Below are 20639 nucleotides of genomic sequence, written 5' to 3'. Positions count from 1 at the left end.
TGCGGCGGGGCCTTCGTGCCGTCCGGCGGCCTCTTACGCACGCATCGGTGTCCGGGTGTTTGGTGTCCGCCAAATCGTCGTGCGGCGTCGTCGTACGGCTTCACACGCTCTCGTCACAGGAGGACGAGTACACTCGTGACCATTGCGCCTGCCGTCCGTTCCTCCGTGAGGCAGGAGAGTACGGCACGGGCGACAGCGGGCGACGAGATGACATCACGAATGCGTAGGGAGACTCGGCACATGGGTTTGAGAATCGGCTTCAACGGGGGTTTCAGACGCATCGCCGCCGCGCTGACGGCACTCGTCATGACGGTTTCGCTCGCCTCCTGCGGTCAGGCGGCCGACACGCGCACCCACATCACCGTGTGGAGCTGGGAGCCGAACATGGGCGAGGTGGTCGACGACTTCGAGCGCGACAACCCCGACGTGGTCGTCGATCTGAAGAACATCTCCGGCTACGAGAACCTCAACACCGCGATCCAGGACGGCTACGGCATGCCCGACGTGGCGCAGATCGAATACTTCGCGCTGCTGCAGTACGCGGTCTCCGGCCAGCTGCTCGACATCTCCGACTACGTAGGCGACGACTACGCGAACTTCTACTCGCCTGGCACGTGGTCGAGCGTGCAGCTGGCGGGACGCGTGTACGGCCTGCCGATGGATTCCGGCCCGATGGCGTTCTTCTACAACAAGGACGTCTTCGATCAGGTCGGCGTCGACGCCTCGCGGATCAGGACATGGGACGACTACTACGAGGCGGCGAAGAAGCTCAAGGACATCGGCGTGTACATCGCCGCCGATTCGGGCGACGCCAGCTTCTATGCGGCGATGATCTGGCTTGCCGGCGGCGAGCCGTTCCACACCAGCCCCGACGGCAAGACCGTCACCATCTCCCTTGACGGCGACGAGGGCACGAGGAGGTTCACGAAGTTCTGGCAGCGGATGATCGACGAGGGACTGATCGACACCCGGAGCGCCACCTGGTCGAACGGCTGGAAGCGGGCACTGAGCACCGGAACCGTCGCCTCCGTGTTCTCCGGCGCGTGGATGCCGTCGATGCTGATGGCCAATGCGCTCGGCACCGCGGGCCTGTGGCGGGTGGCGCCGATGCCCACGACCGACGGTCGGACGACCAACGCCGAGAACGGCGGATCGGCGATGGCCGTGCTCCAATCCACACGCAAGCCGCGGGCGGCCTACCGGTTCGTCGACTACGTCACGCATAGTCGCGACGGCATCGACACGCGTGTCGACGGCGGCGCGTTCCCCGCCGATCTGGAGACGCTCTCCAGCGAGACGTTCCTTGACAAGACCACGATCCGCAACACGAACGGCATCGACATCCCCTACTTCGGCGGGCAGCAGTTCAACCGAGTGCTCGCCGACGCGGCCGAGAACGTGTCGGTCGGATACCAGTATCTGCCCTTCGAGGTGTACGCGCGCAGCGACTTCCGCTCCACCGTCGGCAAGGCGTACAAGTGGGGCAGCGCCTGGCAGTCGTATCTGAAGCGTCAGCGGGACATCAAGGCCGGCATGACCGACGCGGACGGCAATGCGCTCAAGCCGATCGAGCGGCCCACCCCGAAGGTGAGTCTCTCATCGGGCATCGCCGCATGGCAGGCGGACCTGAAGGAGTACGGCGTCAACCAGGGCTTCACGATCCGCTGACGCGTATCGTCACCGCACGTTGCGCGAGTAGATGTAGGCCATGCCCTTGAAGATCAGATCCGGATCGTACACGTCGATCATGTCGGTGTCGTTCTGGAACACGCGGCCGAGGCCTCCGGTCGCGATCACCTGGAACGGCTCGCCGATCTCCTTGCGGAACTGGGCGATCGTGTACTCCACGCCGCCGAGGAACGTGTAGTACAGGCCCGCCTGCATGGCCGTGCGCGTGTTCGTCGCGAGGATCGACTTCGGACGCGTGATCTCGACCTCGGGCAGCTGCGCGGTCTGCCCCCACAGTGCCTCGGCGCCGGTGCGGATGCCGGTCGTGATGTACCCGGAGACGATCGTGCCGGTCGCATCCACGTAGTTGAACGTCGTCGCCGTGCCGAAATCGGCCACGAGCACCGGACCGCCGTACGTGTGGTAGGCGCCGGCGCAGTCCGCGATGCAGTCCGAACCCAGGGTCTTCGGGTCGTCGAGACGGATGTTCATGCCGGTCTTGATGCCCGGGCCGACCACCATCGGCTCGAAACCGAGGAACTTGATGATCGACGAGCGGAACGAGTACATGACCTTCGGCACCACCGAGCAGACGATCACGTCGTCCACGTCGCGCGCCGTATAGCCTCCGAGCTCCAGGAACTGCGTGATCATGAGACCGTACTCGTCGGACGTGTGCGTCGCCTTCGTGGTGATGCGGTACGTGCCGACGATGCGTCCGTCCTCCAGAAAACCGATCACGATGTTCGTGTTGCCGATATCGACCGCCATCAGCATGGGTTGCTCCTTGTGTCGCGTGTGTATTGAGGTATTGAGTGTGTATTTGTGATGTGTTCCCGTAAGCCGTGCCTATGAGCCGCTGAGCCGCCAGACGCGCTATGCCGCGTCCGACTGACGGTGCATGGCGGCGAGCCGCAGCATCAGCCGCTTGGCCAGCACGGTCTTGTCCATCTTGTTCCAGCGTTCGATCTGCGGGGTCTTCGGATCGCTCGTGCCGGGGGTCAGCACGGTCACGATGTTCGTGTCCGTCGCGAAGCCGGCGCCTTCCTCGCGCAGATTGTTCGCCACCAGCATGTCGCAGTGCTTCGCCGCGAGCTTTTTCGCCGCGTTGGCGATCAGATGCTCCGTCTCCATCGCGAAGCCGCACAGGATCTGCGATCCGTCGTCGCGCTTGCGTCCGCCGGCCCATGCGAGGATGTCCGGATTCGACACGAGATTGAGGGTGATCGAATCTCGTCCGTCCTTCTTGATCTTCTGCTGCGCGATCCGCTCGACGCGGAAGTCGCCCACGGCCGCGGCCATCACCGTGATGTCCGCCGCGGCGAACGCCTCCGACACCGCCTCGAACATGTCCTCGGCCGTGGTGACCCGCACCACGTCGACACCCTGCGGGGGCTCAAGCGAGACCGGTCCGGAGACGAGCGTGACTTTCGCACCCAGCTCGGCGGCCGCCTCGGCGATCGCGTACCCCATCTTGCCGGTCGAATGGTTCGTCAGGTAGCGCACCGGATCGAGCGGCTCCTGCGTGGGCCCCGCCGTGACCAGCACGGTAAGACCCCTGAGCGGCTGCGAAGCGATCGAGTCGGAGAATTCGTCGACGGTGTCCGACGCATCGGGCGTACCGGTAGTCTCGTCCGATGCGTCTGCCACGACCGCCGCATCCCCGTCGGGCAGCAGTCCGGCGACCGCCCGCTCGATCTCTTCCGGTTCGGCCATGCGCCCGCGGCCCACGTCGCCGCACGCAAGCTCCCCCTCGCCCGGCTCGACGACGGTCCATCCGAGCGATCGGCAGACGTCGAGATTGCGCTGCGTGACGGGATTGGCGTACATATGCACGTTCATCGCCGGACATAACGCCTTCGGCCCCTCGTAGGCGAGGACCGTGGCGGTGAGCGTGTCGTCGGCCATGCCAGCGGCGATGCGGGCGATCGCATCCGCGCTCGCCGGCGCCACGACGAGCATGTCCGCCCATTCGGCGTCGCGCACATGGTTGATCGTCTCGCGCGTGGCCGGATTGGCGACCACGTCGCCAAGGGCGTCACCGGCGGCGGGGGAGGGGAACATCGTCGTGCGCGTGCGCTCGCCGGTCAGCGACGTGAATGTTAAGGGGGTGACGAACCGTTCGGCCGCGGCCGTCTCGATCACGCGGACCGTGTGCCCGGCCTTCGTCCAGTCGGATGCCAGATGACAGGACTTGAACGCGGCGATACTGCCGGTGACCCCCAGAAGAATATGTGCCATAACCGCCTCCCGCCCCGGTTTTCGCCGGGTACGCGTGTGCCGATGCCTCCGTGCATGGCCGGTCGCCGCGGACCTTCCGTCGGCGCCGATGCCCCAGTATAGCCGCGAGGTCACGTAGGCGGTGGCAAGTCGTCACTACAATGGCGATGACGGACCGTGGCGGAATGGAAAGGACCATGGCGGGAAGGGGATGCAATGGGTTTGAGCGTATTCGGCCGCGTGTCGGGATCCCCCGACGGTTTCGACGACGGCGATCCCGCCATGTCCGGCCCCTCGTTCGAAGCGCCGCGAGGCGGTGCGGTGGGATTGCCGCTGTACACGTCGCTGCGGCACGACACCTCGCCGGCCGTGCTCGCCCGCGCCCGCTCGATCGCGGACTACGCCGTCTCGATGATGGATTCCCTCGACTACACGTTGGACGCGCGCACCGGATCGGCGACCATAACCGGGCGGATCAGAGGCACGTCCAGCCCGTCCAGCAGGTATACGGTCAATGTCTACTTCAACACCGACACCGGCGAGATCAGCGGCGGCGGATGCACCTGTCCCGCATATGCGCGCGGCTACGATATCTGCAAGCATATGGCGGCCCTCGTGATCGCGTTCATCAACGATCCGGATCGTTTCGACGGTTTCGGAGCGCCGCAGTCCATCTCGTCGTCGCGTCGGCTGCTCGCGGCGATGCAGCAGCTCGATGAGCAGGATGATCAGGCTCGTCGCGCCAGACGCCGTGAATCGATGATCAACGCCGGTACGTCGGACGGGCGCGGCCGTGCGTCGCAACCGAAGGTCGTCCCCGGTTCGGTCATGCTCGCGCCCATCCTGAGCTATCTCGACGGGCGGTGGAGCGTTGAGTTCCGCATCGGCGTCGAAGGCGCCATGTACGTGCTCAAATCGATCTCCACCCTGCTTGACGACATGCGGCTGTCGAGCTACCGCGCCTACGGGCAGAAGCTCGCGTTCACGCATACGCCGGCGATGCTCGACTCGCGTTCGCGCGCGATGCTTGGCTTCCTGAACCGCATCGAGGACGTGCGTCGGGCCGTCGACCTGCAGGATGTGCGATACGGCGCTCTGGGATCGGTGCGCATCGACCGGCATCTGCCGCTCGCCGAATCGGAGACCGCGCGACTGCTCGACATCGTGGCCGCCGCCCCCGATGCCGCCGGCTCCGACAACACGCGCATCGGACTGGTGCTCGACGAATGGTTCAACCGGTCTCCGGTCTATGTGCCGGTCAACGGCGAAGGCCCGGACGCGATGCCCGTCGTCTCGATGACCCGCATCAACGGCGATGGCGGCGTCGACGGCTACTCGTTGCACGGGCGTCCTCCGATTGAGACGACGATCACCGGGGACGACGGCGTATGGCTGCTCATGCCACCCGCCGACGCGCATGGTCGCCGTGCGCTGCGCAATACCATGCTGACGAGCCGGGCGCATTCCACCATGCGCATCAGCGCCGTCGGATACCGGTTCGTCCGCTGTCCGAAGCCGCTCGAACCGTTCGCCGACCTGCTTCCCGTGGTCTGTGGCGAGGATCCGAACGGCGAGATCGTCGCGTTCGACGACGCGCCGCTGTTCGCGCGCACGCTGATGCCCCGCCTCGTCGACGCGGGCCTGATGAGCGCCGGGGACGTGCCACGCGAGATCGAACTTCTGCGCCCCGTCGAGTGCGAGCCCGAGTTCTACCTCGACCGCGACGACAAGGGCATCACCTGCGTGGCGAAGGCCCGCTACGGTGATCGCGAGACGACGATCGTGCCCCAGCGCGGGGGAGACTTCATCGCCGGCGCGACGCCGATGGTCGGCGCCGGACACGATTTCGCCGCCGAACGCGCGATGCTCGACCTGGTGCGCACGTATTTCGCGATTCCCTCGAGTGCGGACCCGGCGTTCATCGGACGAGACGAGACCATGCGCATCATCGCCCTGTTCGACGAGGGCCTGCCCGCCCTGCGCGCTATGGGCAGGGTGTTCACGACGCCCGCCTTCGACCGTCTGCTCGCGCCGAAGCCGCCGAGCGTGACCGTGGGGCTTGCGATCAGGTCGAATCTCGTGGAGATCTCGCCGATCGCCGACGAGGTGCCGCCCGACGAGGTGGGTGCGCTCCTCGCCTCATACCGCCGCAGACAGCGTTTCCACCGGCTGAAGGACGGCACGTTCGTCGACCTGCGCGGCGCGAAGCTCGATGCGCTCGACAGGGTCGCCGCCGACCTCGATCTCGACGAATCGGAGCTCGACGACGGACCAGTCACCCTGCCCGGCATGCAGGCGTTCCTGCTTGACGGGGAGCTCGCAGGCGAGGGCGTGCGCAAGGAGCCGTCGTTCATGCGCTACGTGGACGAGCTGAAGACCATCGATCCCACCCGTTATGCGGTGCCGGACGAGCTCGCCCACGTGCTGCGCCCCTATCAGGTGGAGGGATTCAGGTGGCTGCGCACCCTGTGCGACAAGGGATTCGGCGGCATCCTCGCCGACGAGATGGGCCTGGGCAAGTCCGTGCAGCTGATCGCCCTGCTGCTTTCGTTGTCGGACGTGCACGCCGACACCGCCGCCGCCGACACCACCGCCGACGCCTCCGACGCAGCCAAACCCGCGCCCTCGCTCATCGTGTGCCCGGCATCGCTCGTCTACAACTGGGTGGCGGAATTCTCCAAGTTCGCGCCCGGGGTCGACGTCGTGGCCGTCGCCGGCACGAAGGCCGAGCGTCGCGACGCCATCGCGCGGTGCGTCGGCAAGGGCTCCGTGCTCATCACCTCGTATGATCTGCTGCGCCGCGACGTCGACGACTACAAGGATGTACGATTCGACGTGATGGCGCTCGACGAGGCGCAGGTCATCAAGAACCACACCACGAAGATCGCCAGGGCCGTCAAGGCGATCGGCGCCGAGCATCGCTTCGCCCTGACCGGCACGCCCATCGAGAACCGTCTGAGCGAACTGTGGAGCATCTTCGACTTCCTCATGCCGGGGCTCCTCGGCTCCTACCGGCGATTCCACGAACGCTACGAACTGCCGATCTCCAACGCGCGTGCCGCCGACCGATCCACGGCCGAAGGCCGCGCCGCCGCCGAGGTCAACCCGGAAGGGGAGCGGGTCGCGCACCGGCTGCAGGCGCTCGTCGGCGTGTTCATCAAGCGCCGTCTCAAGGCGCAGGTCCTCACCGATCTGCCGGACAAGATCGAAACCACCGTCACCGTGCAGCTGGAGGGCGAGCAGCGCAGACTGTACGCCGCGCACGAGCAGCGTCTACGCCAGCAGCTCGAACACAGCGCGGACGCCGACTTCAACACCTCCAAGATCCAGATTCTCGCCGAACTCATGAAGCTGCGGCAGATCTGCTGCGATCCGCGTCTGCTCTACGCGAACGCGAAGGACCATTCCGCCAAGCTCGCCGCCATCGAGGAGCTCATCTCCAGCTGCATGTCCGAAGGCAAGAAGGCGCTCGTCTTCTCCCAGTTCACGAGCTTCCTGGACCTGATCGCCGCCCGCCTCGACCGGGACGACGTCGCCTACTACACGATCACCGGCTCGACCCCGAAGCGCAGACGGCTCGAGCTGGTCGACCGCTTCAACGCGGACGACACCCCGGTCTTCCTCATCTCCCTGAAGGCGGGCAACACGGGACTGAACCTCGTGGGCGCGAGCGTCGTCATCCACGCTGACCCATGGTGGAACGCCGCCGCGCAGGATCAGGCCACCGATCGCGCCCATCGCATCGGACAGCGTCGGGACGTGGACGTGTACCGGATCGTCGCCAAGGACACCATCGAGGAGCGGATCCTCGAACTGCAGCACAGCAAAAGCGAGCTGGCGCGCCGGTTCACCGACGCCGAGGCGCTCGCCGCGGCCGCGCCGGCGACGATCTCCACACTCAGCCGCGACGATCTTCTGGGGCTGCTCGGATGATAGTCTCGGAAAAAAGGAAACGGACATCCGAACAGGAGGGAATGCAGGCATGATCAGGGTTTCGGTTGTTGGAGCCAAGGGACGCATGGGATCGCACGTCGTCGAGGCGGTCAGCGAAGCGGACGGCATGCAGCTGGCGCTGGCGCTTGACGCGGGCGACGACCTGACCGCCATCACGCCGGAGAACACCGACGTGGTCGTCGAGTTCACCGTGCCGGCCGTGAGCCTGACGAACGTGCTCGCCCTCATCGCTCAGGGCGTCGACGTGGTCGTCGGCACCACCGGCTGGACCGAGGAGAAGCTCGATCAGGTGCGTGGAGCCATCGCCGCCGGTCCGAGGCCCGAGAGCCAGAAGGTGTTCATCGCACCGAACTTCGCGATCTCCGCCGTCCTCGCCGACCACTTCGCCACTCAGGCCGCGAGGTACTTCGAATCCGTCGAGATCATCGAGATGCATCATCCGAACAAGGTGGACGCCCCCTCCGGCACCGCCATCCACACCGCGCAGGGCATCGCCGCCGCACGCAGGGCAGCCGGCCTCGGCCCGGTTCCGGACAACACCCAGACCGACGGCGGATCGCGCGGCCAGGTCGTCGACGGCATCCACGTGCACGCCGTGCGCCTTCGCGGCCTCAACGCGCACGAGGAGGTGCTCTTCGGCAACGCCGGCGAGCAGCTCGTGATCCGCGCCGACAGCTTCGATCGCGGCTCCTTCATGCCCGGCGTGCTGCTCGCTGTGCGCAAGGTGGCCTCCGACGCCCCCGCCGGGCTGACCGTCGGCCTCGACAACTTCCTCGACCTGTGATCCCTGCGAGCCTGTAGAGACGCAAGGCCACGGGGCCGCAAGGCCGACGTCACGTCGTCCGGGCGACGACGTCGAGAGTTAACAATAGGCGTCCACAACGCGAAGTACGGTAAGCGATATGACTGAGAGCGATATGCATCTGCTGAATCCTGCCCCGTTCGGGCGCATCCTTCCCGCCATGATCACCCCAATGAAATCCAACGGCGAGGTCGACTACGAGGCGGCGCAGAAACTCGCCAAACAGTTGGTCGCGGACGGGGCCGATGGCCTGGTGGTCAACGGTACCACCGGCGAATCGCCCGTCACCCACATGGAGGAGAAGGTCGATCTCGTCCGTGCGGTCAAGGAGGTCGTGGACGTGCCGGTGATCTCCGGCGCCGGCTCCAACGACACCGCGCACACCGTGCGCATGGTCGAACAGACCCAGGAGGCGGGCGCCGATGCGGTGCTCGTCGTCATGCCGTACTACTCCCGCCCCTCGCAGGACGGCGTCGTCGGCCACTACAGGGCCGTCGACGAGAGCACCGACAAGCCGATCATCGTCTACGACGTGCCCGGCCGCACCGGACTGAAGGTCAAGGTCGAGACCTACGACCGTCTCGCGGCGCTCGAACACGTCGTGGCGGTCAAGGACGCCACCGGCGACCTCGCAGCGGCCGTCGAGAAGCAGCAGCGCACCGGACTCTCCTGGTACTCGGGCGACGACGGCCTGTTCCTGCCGTTCCTGTCCATCGGCGCGGTGGGCATCATCTCCGTCATCGCGCATGCGGCGGCCCACCCGATGCGCCAGCTCGTCGAGGCGTTCGACCGCGGCGACATCCACGAGGCCCAGCGCCTCGCCAACCAGCTCGCCCCGCTGGTTCACGCCCTGAACGGCGACGGCTATCAGGCCGTCATGGCCAAGGCCGCGCTCAAGGTGCGCGGCATCCTCGACTCCACCACCATGCGTCTGCCGAACATCGGACCGGACGAGGCCCAGATCGAGAAGGCCAGGGCCGGCATGCACGCGGCCGGACTGCTGTAAGGCGCTCCACACGTCGCCTCCGCGAGAGCGCGGGGGCACCGAAGTACATACAGGAAATACAAGAAAGTCATGGCACAAGAACAAACCAGCAATACCAATGAAGGCGCCGCCAAGGGCGCCAGGAAATCCTCCGGTTCCCGCCGCCGCGGCGCCGGCCGCGCGGCTTCGGGCCGCACCTCCGCCGCACGTACGTCCGGCCGTTCCGCCTCCAACACGCGAGGCAGGAGCCGTTCCAACGGCAGCCGTTCGCGTGGCGCCTCCGGCGCGTCCCGCTCCCGCCGCCAGAACGTCGGCACTCAGGCCACCGCGCCCCAGCAGGATGCGGTGCTCATCGCCCCGCCGAAGTACCGCAAGGGTTCGATGCGCATCACGCCGCTCGGCGGTCTGGGCGAAATCGGCCGCAACATGAACGTGATCGAATACAACGGTCACCTGCTGCTCATCGACTGCGGCGTGCTCTTCCCGGAGGAGGAGCAGCCGGGCGTCGACCTTATCCTGCCCGATTTCAGCTACATCAAGGACCGGCTCGACCAGGTCGAGGCGCTGGTGCTGACGCACGGCCACGAGGATCACATCGGCGGCGTGCCGTACCTGTTGAAGCTCCGTCCGGACATCCCGCTGATCGGCTCCAAGCTCACCCTCGCCTTCGTCGACGCGAAGTGCAAGGAACATCACCAGAACCCCACCAAGGTGGAGGTCCAGGGCCGTGACAAGCTCAAGGTCGGCCCCTTCGAGCTCGAGTTCGTCACCGTCACCCACTCCATCCCCGATGCGCTCGCCGTGCACGTGAAGACCCCGGCCGGCTCCCTCATCGACACCGGCGACATCAAGCTCGACCAGCTGCCGCTCGACCACAAGATCACCGATCTGGTCGAGTTCGGCAAGATCGGCGAGAAGGGCGTCGACCTGCTGATGATGGATTCCACGAACGCCGAGGTGCCGGGCTTCGTCAAGCCGGAGACCTCCATCGGTCCGGCGCTCGATCAGGCGTTCGCGCAGGCCACCCGCAAGATCATCGTCGCGAGCTTCTCCAGCCACGTCCACCGCGTGCAGCAGGTCGTCGACACCGCCCACAAGTACGGACGCAAGGTCGTCTTCGCCGGCCGTTCGATGGTGCGCAACATGTCCATCGCAGCCGACCTCGGATACCTGCACATCCCGGAGGGCACCGTCGTGGACCTGAAGCAGGCCAACGACATCCAGGACGACAAGCTCGTCTACATGTGCACCGGTTCGCAGGGCGAGCCGATGGCCGCCCTCGGCCGCATCGCCGACGGCAACCACCGCGACATCCACATCAACGAGTTCGACACCGTCATCCTCGCCAGCTCCCTGATCCCGGGCAACGAGCACGGCGTCTACAAGGTCATCAACAAGCTCGTGCAGCTCGGCGCCAAGGTCGTCAACCGCGACAACGCGGCCGTGCACGTGTCCGGCCACTGCAACGAGGGCGAGCTGCTGTACATGTACAACATCGTCAAGCCCAAGTGCGCGATGCCGATCCACGGCGAGAACCGCCACCTCGTGGCCAACGGCCTGCTGGCCGTCAAGACCGGCGTGGACCCGCAGAACGTGGTCCTCGCCGAGGACGGCGACGTCGTAGACCTCTACCACGGCAAGGCCGCGGTCGTCGGCTCCGTGCCGTGCGGCTACGTGTACGTCGACGGTGATTCGGTCGGCGAGCTGACCGACGAGGAGCTCGAGAAGCGCCGCATCCTCGGCACCGAGGGCTTCGTCTCCGCGTTCGTCGTGGTCGACACCGATGCACGCGACGTGGTCTCCGGCCCGAAGATCTACCTGAACGCCGTGGCCGAGGACGAGAGCGAGTTCGACAAGGTCCGTCACCAGATCGTCGAGCAGCTCAACGACGCGATGATGCAGGGCACCACCGACACGTACAAGCTGCAGCAGATCATGCGTCGCACGCTCGGCGGATGGATCGCCCGCCAGCTCAAGCGCAAGCCGATGATCGTGCCGGTCGTGGCCGACATCGCCACCGACGTCGACGCCTAGTAGTCGTCAAGACGGTCGTAGACGCCGAGTCCCATCCCTCACACCATTCCACGTAAAAACCAGCTCCCCCTCCTTATCAAGGGGGAGCCTTGTTCATGTATAAGGAGCAATACATGCCCGGAGCGAATCTGACCCGCATCGAGGCCGAGGCCCGCAAGGCCGTCGTCGAAGCGCCCATCCACTACCATGTGAACCTCGATCTGACCGTCGGAGCGAAGACCTTCGGTTCGGACGTCCTGATCTGCTTCAACGCGCAGCCGGGCTCGTCCACCTTCCTCGACCTGATCGCCGACGAGGTGAGCGAGATCGTCCTCAACGGCCAGAGGCTCGACCCGTCCGAGGTCTTCGTCGACAACCGCATCGAGCTGACCGGTCTGAAGACCAAGAACGAGGTCTCGGTCAAGGCGCTGTGCCGCTACTCCAACACCGGCGAGGGCCTGCACCGCTCCGTCGACCCGTCCGACGGCAACGTGTACCTCTACTCCCAGTTCGAGGTGCCGGACGCCCGCCGCGTCTACGCCGTGTTCGACCAGCCCGACCTCAAGGCCACCTTCGACTTCAAGGTGCTCGCCCCGAAGAGCTGGATCGTCACCTCCAACATGCCGGCCGCGTCCGTCGAGGACGACGATCGTCTGACCGCCGAAGGCACGCTCGAGGCCAAGCCGGCCGAGACCACGCGCCTGTGGTCCTTCGACCCGACCCCGGTGATGAGCTCCTACCTGACCGCCATCTGCGCCGGCCCGTACGCCGAATGGCACACCGAGTACCGCAACGAGGACGGCCGCACGATCCCGATGGCCCAGTACTGCCGTCAGGCCGTCGCCGATGCCTTCGCCAAGGACGTCGACTATCTGTTCGACATCACCAAGAAGGGCTTCGCGTTCTACGCCAAGACGTGGGGCGTGCCCTACCCGTACGCCAAGTTCGACCAGATCTACGTGCCCGAGTACAACGCGGGCGCGATGGAGAACATCGGCATGGTCACGATCCGCGACTCCTACGTCTTCGAGTCCAAGGTGACCGACGCCCTGGCCGAGCGCCGCGTCGTCACCGTCCTGCACGAGCTCGCCCACATGTGGTTCGGTGACTACGTGACGATGAAGTGGTGGAACGACCTGTGGCTCAACGAGTCCTTCGCCGAGTTCACCTCCACGCTCGCCACTGCCGAGGCCACCGAATGGCACGACGCGTGGGCCACGTTCTGCTCCGGCGAGAAGAGCTGGGCATTGAGGCAGGACCAGCTGCCCACCACGCATCCGATCGTCGCTCCGATCAACGATCTCAACGACACGTACGTGAACTTCGACGGCATCACCTACGCCAAGGGCGCCTCCGTGTTGAAGCAGCTCGTGTTCTACGTGGGCCGCGCGAAGTTCTTCCAGGGCATCCACAACTACCTCAACAAGCACGCGTACTCCAACGCGACGCTGGGCGACCTGCTCGCCGAGCTGGAGCTCACCTCCGGCCGTGATCTCAAGGCGTGGAGCGCCAAGTGGCTCGAGGAATCCGGCATCAACACGATCACGCCGGAGCTCGAGGAGAACGGCGACGGCACCATCGCCTCGCTCACGCTCGTCCAGAGCGCGCCCGCCGATCACCCGGTCCTGCGTCCGCACCGCCTCGCCCTCGGCTTCTACAACGAGGACGGGAAGACCGGCCGCATCGTGCGCACCGACCGCCTCGAGCTCGACGTGGACGGCGAGAGCACCGCCGTCACGGCGGCCGCCGGCAAGCCGCGCCCGGCCCTGCTGCTCGTCAACGACGAGGACCTGACCTACACGAAGATCCGCTTCGACGCCAACTCGCTGGCATTCGCCGAGCAGCGTCTGCCCGACTTCGACGATGCGCTCGCCCGCGCCGTGATCTGGCTCGCCTTCTGGGACATGACCCGCGACGGCGAGTTCCCGGCCGAGCGCTTCGTCGACCTGACGCTGCGCCTGCTCGCCAGCGAGACCGAGTCCACCACGTTCCGCTACGCGCTGGCCTGCATGTCCACCACCGCGCACCACTACGTGGCCGCCGACCGCCGTGACGAGGTGCTGAAGCACGTGGCCGCCGAGCTGTGGAAGCTGGCGGGTGCGGCCGAAGCCGGCTCCGACAGCCAGTTCCAGCTCGCCACCGCCTACCTCGGATACGGCGAGGAGGGCGATGCCGCGTTCGTTGCCAACGCCCGCGGCCTGCTCGACGGCTCCGTGAGCCTCGAAGGCCTCGAGATCGACAACAACTTCACGTGGACGATCGTCAACGCCCTCGCCTCCGTCAACGAGTACGACGACGCCGACATCGACGCCCAGCTCAAGAAGAAGGAGACCACGGAGAACCGCGAGTTCGCCTACGGTGCGCGCGCCGTCAAGGGCACCGCCGAGGCGAAGGCGTGGGCGTGGGATCAGGCGCTCAACAACGCCGATCTGACCAACAGCCAGCTTGAGGCCGTGGCCCGCGGATTCGCCGCGACCCCGCGTCCCGATCTGGCCGCCCCGTATGCCGCCAAGTACTTCGAGACCGTCGACTGGATCTGGAAGAACAAGACCTTCCACATGGCCGAGGCGCTGCTCGAGGGCCTCTACCCGGGCTACGCCGATCCGGCCGAGCTGGTCTCGCTCGGCGAATCCTGGCTGGCCGGCCACGAGGACGCCGACGCGGCACTGCGCCGCATCATCCTGGAGAACGTGTACTCCTCGAAGCGCACCTTGAAGGTCCGTAAGTACAACGAATCCCTGTGATCCGTTGACGATCCGTTGACGCGCTTGGCGTGCCCGGTACTCGGCGTACGCTCCCGATGACCATGGAATGGGTCGCCACGTGGAACGTACGCTGAGATCCCGCCAGCGTACGTTCCACGTGGCGATAGAGACCTGACCCCCTGAAATCGTATGCTCACCTCGAGTGGCCGTACGATTTCGGGGGGTCTGTGCGTGATGGCCCCGTTCGACGTACGGTGAGCGGCAGTCAGCGTACGCCGAACGGGGCCGGCTTGCCTATGGCCACCGGGAACGTACGGTGAATCCGTCCACATGGCAAGAGAACCGTCACAGGCCGCTGGAATCGGGGTATTCTCACTCACGACCGTTAGGAAAACGTTAGGAATCGAGCCGGCAATGGGGTGGATATCCCGGACCGGATGGACCGTCGATCCCCCTGACCGGAAGGATGTTGTGGTATGGTCGTGGGATTCTCGATCGTCACGTTGCTGCTGATCATGTTTGCCGGCATCGGCGCCGGCATCGGCGGAGTGGTCGGGGCGCAGCACGAACTCAAGGGACAGGCGGCGCGCGTCGCGGTCTACATGGCCATCGGTGCGCTCGGCGGTGTCGCCGGTGCGTTCCTGCTGCTCGAACTCGACGAGAAGGTGTTCGAGTTCGCCGCGCCGGCGCTGATCCTGTTCTCCTCGTTCCTCACCGCGTCCGTCGTGTTCATCGCGAGGGGAGCGGTCGACTGGCCGGCCGCGATCATGCTGTGCGTCGGCTGCTTCGTCGGCGGCTGCATCGCCCCGCCCATCACACGCCGCATCCCCGCGAACGCGATGCGTTGGGCGGCCGTCATCGCCGGCGTCATCCTCACCGTCGACCTCGCTCTGAAAACGTACCGGTGACGGGGCGCTCGGATATGCGCGAATGTGGCCGAATCGGACATTATTCCGTGTCGGCGTGCGTTCGCGTGACGCGCCGATTACCATGGTGGTCGGTAACGGGGCGTTGCGTCGTCCGGCTCAGTGAGGGCGGACGCGTCGTCTTCGATCGATCGATGATAAGGATGTTGAGCAACTATGCCGAAGATGTTTGGAACCGATGGTGTTCGAGGTCTCGCGAATCGTGATCTGACCGCGCGTCTCGCGCTCGATCTGGGCGATGCCGCCGTGCGCGTGCTCGGTGACGCGGGAACGCAGGACAACCAGCCGGAGGGCCGCCGCCGCGCCCTCGTCGGTCGTGACACGCGCGTGTCCGGCGACTTCCTCGCCTCCGCACTGGCCGCGGGCATGTCCGCCGGCGGCTTCGACGTGATCGACGCGGGCATCATCCCGACGCCGGGCGTCGCCTACCTGACCTCCGTGCTCAACGTCGAGATGGGCGCCGTGATCTCCGCCTCCCACAACCCGATGCCCGACAACGGCATCAAGTTCTTCGCACGCGGCGGCTTCAAGCTGCCCGACGCCAAGGAGGATGAGATCGAGGCCGTGCTCGGCCAGGACTGGGATCGTCCCACCGGCGCCGGCGTCGGCCGTGTCAGCCACGACACCGTGACCGCCACCAACCTGTACATCGATCACCTGGTCTCCACCATCGCCCCGATCAACCCGGACAAGACCCAGCCCAAGCCCCTGAAGGGCTTGAAGATCGTGGCCGACTGCGCCAATGGCGCCACCTCCGTCGTCGCCCCCGAGGCGCTGCGCCGCGCCGGCGCCGAGGTCATGGTCATCAACGCCTCCCCGGACGGATACAACATCAACAAGCACGCCGGCTCCACCCACCCCGAGCAGCTGCAGGCCATGGTCAAGGCCACCGATGCGGTGATGGGCGTCGCGTTCGACGGTGACGCCGACCGCTGCCTCGCCGTGGACGAGGACGGCAACATGGTCAACGGCGATCAGATCATGGGCATCCTCGCACGCGCCAAGAAGGAGGCCGGCAAGCTCGCCGACAACACGCTCGTCGTCACCGTGATGAGCAACCTGGGGCTCAAGCTCGCCCTGAAGGACATGGGCATCAAGACCGTGCAGACCGCGGTCGGCGACCGCTACGTGCTCGAGGAGATGCTGCGCGGCGGCTACACGTTGGGCGGCGAGCAGTCCGGCCACGTCATCAACCGCGAGTTCGCCACCACCGGCGACGGCACTCTGACCGCACTGACCCTGTGCAACGAGGTCGTCCGCTCCGGCAAGAGCTTGAAGCAGCTCGCCGCCGACTTCCCGCAGCTGCCGCAGACTCTCGTCAACGTGCCGAACGTCGACAAGATGGCCGCCACCACCAACGCCAAGGTGCAGGCCGCCGTCGAGAAGGAGTCGAAGCTCCTCGGCGACACCGGCCGCGTACTGCTGCGCCCCTCCGGCACCGAGCCGCTGGTTCGCGTCATGGCCGAGGCCGCCACGCAGGAGCAGGCCGACGAGGTCTGCGCACGCCTCGCCAAGGTCGTCGCCGACGAGCTCGCCCTGTAAGCCCCAACCCACGAATCACACGGAATCCCACGGAGGAACCCAGCCACATGTTCGGGAAGAACACGAAGGTCGACATCGAGCTCAACCGAGACGTCGAACAGCTCATCAAATCCGGCGGCAAGGAGAAGATCCTGCCGATCGTACAGGCCGGCGAGCCGGTGCTGCGCCAGCAAACCGCCGCCTACGACGGCCAGCTGTCCAAGCACACGCTCGTCAAGCTCATCGACACGATGCGCACCACCATGCTCGAAGCGCCGGGAGTCGGCCTCGCCGCCACGCAGATCGGCCTGGGGCTCGCGCTCGCCGTCGTCGAGGACCATGTGCGCGACGACGAGGATGATCCTCGCGAGATCGCCGAATTCCCGTTCCACGTGATCATCAACCCGAAGTACACGCCGGTGGGGGAGAAGACCGCCAGCTTCTACGAAGGGTGCCTGAGCTTCGACGGCTATCAGGCCGTGCGCAGGCGCTGGCTCGACGTCGACGCCGAATGGGACGACGAGGACGGCAAGCACCACAAGGAACGTCTGCACGGCTGGCCGGCCCGCATCTTCCAGCACGAGACCGACCACCTGAGCGGCGAACTGTACATCGACAAGGCGGAGATCCGCTCCCTCGCCACCAACGAGAACCTCGAGGACTTCTGGGCCGAGGATCCGGTCCCCACCGAAGCCGCCGAGGAACTTGGCTTCGAGCTGTAAGCCACCGGCTCCGCCGGGTGAGGGAGAGACAAAAGCCGTACACTGCAACAGGCCAGCCCATCGAGGGCTGGCCTTCGTTGTTTCGCGATCGATGAGGATGCTCACGGGCAGGGCTATAATGGCACCCGGTGATCGACCCTTCCCCGGGCGGTCAACCGCACATAATCAAACTCATAACCACATATGAATCGGCATCGATCCGGGACGCGCAAGCATACCCGAACGAGCCGAACAGGGAGAGAACATGTCCCAGAACAATGGTGTGCACGGCGAAGCCGGCGCAACCAGTACCACAACCAGTACCAGTACGGCAAGCACCGACGCGAGCCTCAACGCCCGCGCGAAGACCCCCAAAGGCGGCAATCGCGCCGGCCGCAACGGCAACGGCAGGAATCCGAAGTGGTGGCTGTGGTCGCTGATCGCGGTCATCGTCGTCAGCGCGCTCGTCGTCGGCGTCAACGCGTTCTTCACCAACAAGCAGAACGGCGGGAACGGTTCGGCGAGCACAAGCGGCACCGCCGCGGCCAAGCAGGCCGACACCGTCGCCATCGGCCTGAAGCTCGCGCCCGTCAACCTCGACATCCGCCACCAGTCCGGCTCCGCACTCGAGCAGATCCTCATCGGCAATGTGTACGAAAGCCTCGTCTCACGCGGCTCCGACAACAAGGTCCACCCCGGACTCGCCAAGAGCTGGGAGGTCTCCGACGACGGCCTGACCTACACGTTCCACCTGAACGAGCACATGACCTTCTCCAACGGCGACGCGCTCGACGCCGACGACATCGCCTGGTCCATCAACGAGCTCAAGGCGAACAAGTACTACAACTACGATCAGGTCAAGAACCTCGACAAGGCCGAGGCCGTCGACTCGAAGACCGTGAAGATCACCCTCTCCGCGCCCGACTCCAACATGCTGTGGTATCTGACCGGCCGCCCCGGACTCGTCTACGACAAGGACGGTACGTGGGACGAGAAGACCGGCGCCCTCGGCTCCGGACCGTACACCGTCTCCTCGTTCGACCCGAGCGACAAGATCGTGTTCAAGGCCAACCCGAAGTACTGGGGAACCGAACACAAGGCGAAGACCGAGAACGTGATCATCCGCTTCCTGCCCGATGACAACGCCGGGATCAACGCGCTCAAGAGCGGCGACGTGCAGGTGCTCTCTCCGATCACCGCCACCCTCGCCGAACCGTTCCGCAAGGACTCCAACTACGTCGTCAAGGAGGGCGACGGCTCCGACAAGTTCGTCCTCGCGTTCAACATGACCAATCCGAAGCTCACCGACAAGCGCGTGCGCCAGGCCATCCGCTACGGCATCGACCACCAGCAGATCATCGCCTCCCGCGGCGGCGTCGACTCCCCGCTCGGCGGCCCGATCCCCAAGGTCGACCCCGGCTACGAGGACCTGACCGACCTGTACCCGCACGACGAGGCCAAGGCCAAGCAGCTCATGGCCGAGGCAGGCTACTCCGAGTCCAAGCCGCTTCAACTCACCCTCACCTACGCGAACGTGTACGGCACCGAACTCGGCGACCAGCTCAAGAGCCAGCTGAAGCCCATCGGCATCGACCTGAAGATCAACTACGTCGAATTCTCCACCTGGCTGCAGGACGTGCACACCAACGGCGACTACGACCTCTCGCTCGTCGACCACGCCGAAAGCCACGACTTCTACAAGTGGGCCACGCCGAGCTACTACTACCACTACGACTCCAAAGAGGTACAGGACCTCTACGCGAAGGCGCTCGCCGCGACCTCCGACGACGAGGCCTCCAAGTATCTCGCCCAGGCCGCGAAGATCGTCTCCGAGGACGCGCCCGCCGACTGGCTGTTCAGCTGGAGGGTGACGCAGGCCTACGCCAAGGGTGTCTCCGGATACCCGGAGAACCTCTCCCAGACCGTGCTGCCGTTGTGGCAGGTCACCTACACGCCAGTGAAGTGACGGCGTCTTACCTTTGATCGGTACCGAGTAGTGCGGTGGTCGCGGGAGATGACGATTCCCCATTCCGGACACGCTCCGGGCCGCTCGGCCAAGTCCTACGGTCCTGAACGGGGAATCGTCATCTCCCGCTCACTTCCGACGAGCATGTTGCGTTAGCGAAAGGAATCCTTATGCGGTTCTTGGTGAAGCGGCTGCTGCTGTTTGCGGTGGCGCTGGTCGGGGTGTCGGTGCTCGTGTTCGCGGCGCTGCGCATCCTGCCGGGCGACGTGGCCGTCGTCATGGCGGGCACCAACGCCTCAGCCTCGCGTGTGGCCGAACTGCGCGCAGAGTTCGGCCTCGACCGGCCCTACATCGTCCAGTACCTCGACTGGGCGGGCGGACTGCTGCACGGCGACCTCGGCATGTCCGCGCTGACCGGGCGATCCGTCGCCGCGCAGGTCAGCCGCCGCGCAGCCATCACGTTCCCGCTCATCGTCATGAGCCTCGTCGTCGCGCTCGCCGTCGGCCTGCCGCTCGGCTGCGCCGCGTCCATCGCCCGCTCGCCACGGCTGCGCGGGTTCCTGCGCGTGCTCGCCATAGCGGGCGGCGCGGTGCCCGCCCTGTGGAGCGGCCTGCTGCTGCTCCTGCTCTTCGGCCGCGGCGTCGGATTGATCGGCCTGTTTCCCTCGCAGGGATTCCCCGCCGATGGCTGGTCGGGCGATCCCGTCCGCGCGTTCGCCTCGCTGATCCTGCCTGCGCTCGCCACTGGCTTCGTCGCGGCGGCCGGCATCATGCGCTACACGCGTTCCGCGCTCGACGACATCGCCTCGGACGGCGGTCCGGTCGATATGGCGATGGCCTGCGGCATGACCCGCACACAGGCGATGCTCCAGGTGGGACTGCGCCTCGCGACCCCGCAGCTCGTCTCGGTCGTGGGATTGACGTTCGCGTCGATGATCACCGGCGTCATGGTCATCGAGAACCTGTTCGCCCTGCCCGGGCTCGGCGCGCTGCTTGTCGGCGACGTCGGCAACCGCGATCTCGTCGCCGTTGAAAGCGAGCTGTTCCTGCTCGCCGCGTTCTTCCTGATTCTGGGACTGATCGTCGACCTGACGCATCGGGCGCTCGATCCGCGACTTGCCGCGGGAGAGGAGGAGTGATGGCCGTGACCAAACGGACTCCGGCGCGCCGCGCTCGTG

General features: G+C 66.0%; 12 protein-coding genes and 1 pseudogene. 11 read left to right on the top strand and 2 right to left on the bottom strand.

The window, feature by feature from the left end; all coding sequences use genetic code 11:
- The first annotated feature begins 240 nt into the window (after positions 1-240).
- Positions 241-1668, top strand: coding sequence for an ABC transporter substrate-binding protein (locus EMB92_RS03585; protein WP_150393782.1), 1428 nt, complete (start codon positions 241-243; stop codon positions 1666-1668).
- 9 nt (positions 1669-1677) lie between these two features.
- On the opposite strand, the gene EMB92_RS03580 is transcribed toward EMB92_RS03585, so the two are convergent.
- Together EMB92_RS03580 and EMB92_RS03575 are read right to left on the bottom strand one after the other, a co-directional pair.
- Entirely contained in the window at positions 1678-2445 is a 768-nt protein-coding gene (locus tag EMB92_RS03580; RefSeq protein WP_107043895.1) for a type III pantothenate kinase, read from the bottom strand.
- A gap of 99 nt (positions 2446-2544) precedes the next feature.
- Positions 2545-3909 carry a bifunctional phosphopantothenoylcysteine decarboxylase/phosphopantothenate synthase gene (locus EMB92_RS03575; RefSeq protein ID WP_150393781.1) on the bottom strand — a complete coding sequence of 455 codons (1365 nt, stop codon included), beginning with the start codon at positions 3907-3909 and terminating at the stop codon, positions 2545-2547.
- Positions 3910-4104: 195 nt separating this feature from the next.
- Between EMB92_RS03575 and EMB92_RS03570 the strand changes: the two genes are divergently transcribed.
- The 10 genes and pseudogenes from EMB92_RS03570 to EMB92_RS03525 all read left to right on the top strand — a co-directional run bounded on the left by EMB92_RS03570 (position 4105) and on the right by EMB92_RS03525 (position 20600).
- Positions 4105-7821 carry a DEAD/DEAH box helicase gene (locus EMB92_RS03570; protein ID WP_150393780.1) on the top strand — a complete coding sequence of 1239 codons (3717 nt, stop codon included), beginning with the start codon at positions 4105-4107 and terminating at the stop codon, positions 7819-7821.
- A gap of 49 nt (positions 7822-7870) precedes the next feature.
- A complete protein-coding gene (gene dapB, locus EMB92_RS03565) occupies positions 7871-8626 on the top strand; it encodes a 4-hydroxy-tetrahydrodipicolinate reductase (protein ID WP_150393779.1) in 756 nt (251 codons plus the stop codon).
- Between the two features lie 118 nt (positions 8627-8744).
- Positions 8745-9650 carry a 4-hydroxy-tetrahydrodipicolinate synthase gene (gene dapA / locus EMB92_RS03560; RefSeq protein WP_150393778.1) on the top strand — a complete coding sequence of 302 codons (906 nt, stop codon included), beginning with the start codon at positions 8745-8747 and terminating at the stop codon, positions 9648-9650.
- A gap of 291 nt (positions 9651-9941) precedes the next feature.
- Positions 9942-11663 (top strand): annotated as a pseudogene (locus EMB92_RS03555) (ribonuclease J); the annotation flags it as partial.
- Positions 11664-11776: 113 nt separating this feature from the next.
- On the top strand, positions 11777-14386 hold the full coding sequence (gene pepN, locus EMB92_RS03550) for an aminopeptidase N (RefSeq protein ID WP_150393776.1): 2610 nt from the start codon (positions 11777-11779) through the stop codon (positions 14384-14386).
- A 437-nt stretch (positions 14387-14823) separates the two neighbouring features.
- Positions 14824-15255, top strand: coding sequence for a TSUP family transporter (locus EMB92_RS03545; protein ID WP_150393775.1), 432 nt, complete (start codon positions 14824-14826; stop codon positions 15253-15255).
- 174 nt (positions 15256-15429) lie between these two features.
- Positions 15430-16815, top strand: a complete 1386-nt coding sequence (gene glmM, locus EMB92_RS03540; RefSeq protein WP_043166829.1) for a phosphoglucosamine mutase — start codon at positions 15430-15432, stop codon at positions 16813-16815.
- 47 nt (positions 16816-16862) lie between these two features.
- Complete coding sequence (locus EMB92_RS03535; protein WP_150393774.1) at positions 16863-17516, top strand: peptide deformylase; 654 nt, start codon at positions 16863-16865, stop codon at positions 17514-17516.
- A 244-nt stretch (positions 17517-17760) separates the two neighbouring features.
- The gene (locus tag EMB92_RS03530; protein ID WP_150393773.1) at positions 17761-19461 is read left to right on the top strand and encodes an ABC transporter substrate-binding protein; all 1701 of its coding nucleotides are present in this window, start codon (positions 17761-17763) and stop codon (positions 19459-19461) included.
- 170 nt (positions 19462-19631) lie between these two features.
- Complete coding sequence (locus tag EMB92_RS03525; protein ID WP_150393772.1) at positions 19632-20600, top strand: ABC transporter permease; 969 nt, start codon at positions 19632-19634, stop codon at positions 20598-20600.
- Positions 20601-20639: the final 39 nt, after the last annotated feature.

Source organism: Bifidobacterium callitrichos (assembly GCF_008698085.1).
Lineage (GTDB): Bacteria > Actinomycetota > Actinomycetes > Actinomycetales > Bifidobacteriaceae > Bifidobacterium > Bifidobacterium callitrichos.
The sequence above is the reverse complement of the archived record's forward strand: the minus strand, read 5'-3'. Positions and strand labels throughout refer to the sequence as shown.

Excerpts from the sequence above, each read along its gene's own strand:
- EMB92_RS03545 (WP_150393775.1), top strand. The coding sequence starts at position 14,824 with ATGGTCGTGGGATTCTCGATCGTCACGTTGCTGCTGATCATGTTTGCC.
- EMB92_RS03535 (WP_150393774.1), top strand. The coding sequence starts at position 16,863 with ATGTTCGGGAAGAACACGAAGGTCGACATCGAGCTCAACCGAGACGTC.
- EMB92_RS03570 (WP_150393780.1), top strand. The coding sequence starts at position 4,105 with ATGGGTTTGAGCGTATTCGGCCGCGTGTCGGGATCCCCCGACGGTTTC.
- pepN (WP_150393776.1), top strand. The coding sequence starts at position 11,777 with ATGCCCGGAGCGAATCTGACCCGCATCGAGGCCGAGGCCCGCAAGGCC.
- EMB92_RS03580 (WP_107043895.1), bottom strand. The coding sequence starts at position 2,445 with ATGCTGATGGCGGTCGATATCGGCAACACGAACATCGTGATCGGTTTT.
- dapB (WP_150393779.1), top strand. The coding sequence starts at position 7,871 with ATGATCAGGGTTTCGGTTGTTGGAGCCAAGGGACGCATGGGATCGCAC.
- EMB92_RS03530 (WP_150393773.1), top strand. The coding sequence starts at position 17,761 with ATGTCCCAGAACAATGGTGTGCACGGCGAAGCCGGCGCAACCAGTACC.
- EMB92_RS03585 (WP_150393782.1), top strand. The coding sequence starts at position 241 with ATGGGTTTGAGAATCGGCTTCAACGGGGGTTTCAGACGCATCGCCGCC.
- EMB92_RS03575 (WP_150393781.1), bottom strand. The coding sequence starts at position 3,909 with ATGGCACATATTCTTCTGGGGGTCACCGGCAGTATCGCCGCGTTCAAG.
- EMB92_RS03525 (WP_150393772.1), top strand. The coding sequence starts at position 19,632 with ATGCGGTTCTTGGTGAAGCGGCTGCTGCTGTTTGCGGTGGCGCTGGTC.
- glmM (WP_043166829.1), top strand. The coding sequence starts at position 15,430 with ATGCCGAAGATGTTTGGAACCGATGGTGTTCGAGGTCTCGCGAATCGT.
- dapA (WP_150393778.1), top strand. The coding sequence starts at position 8,745 with ATGACTGAGAGCGATATGCATCTGCTGAATCCTGCCCCGTTCGGGCGC.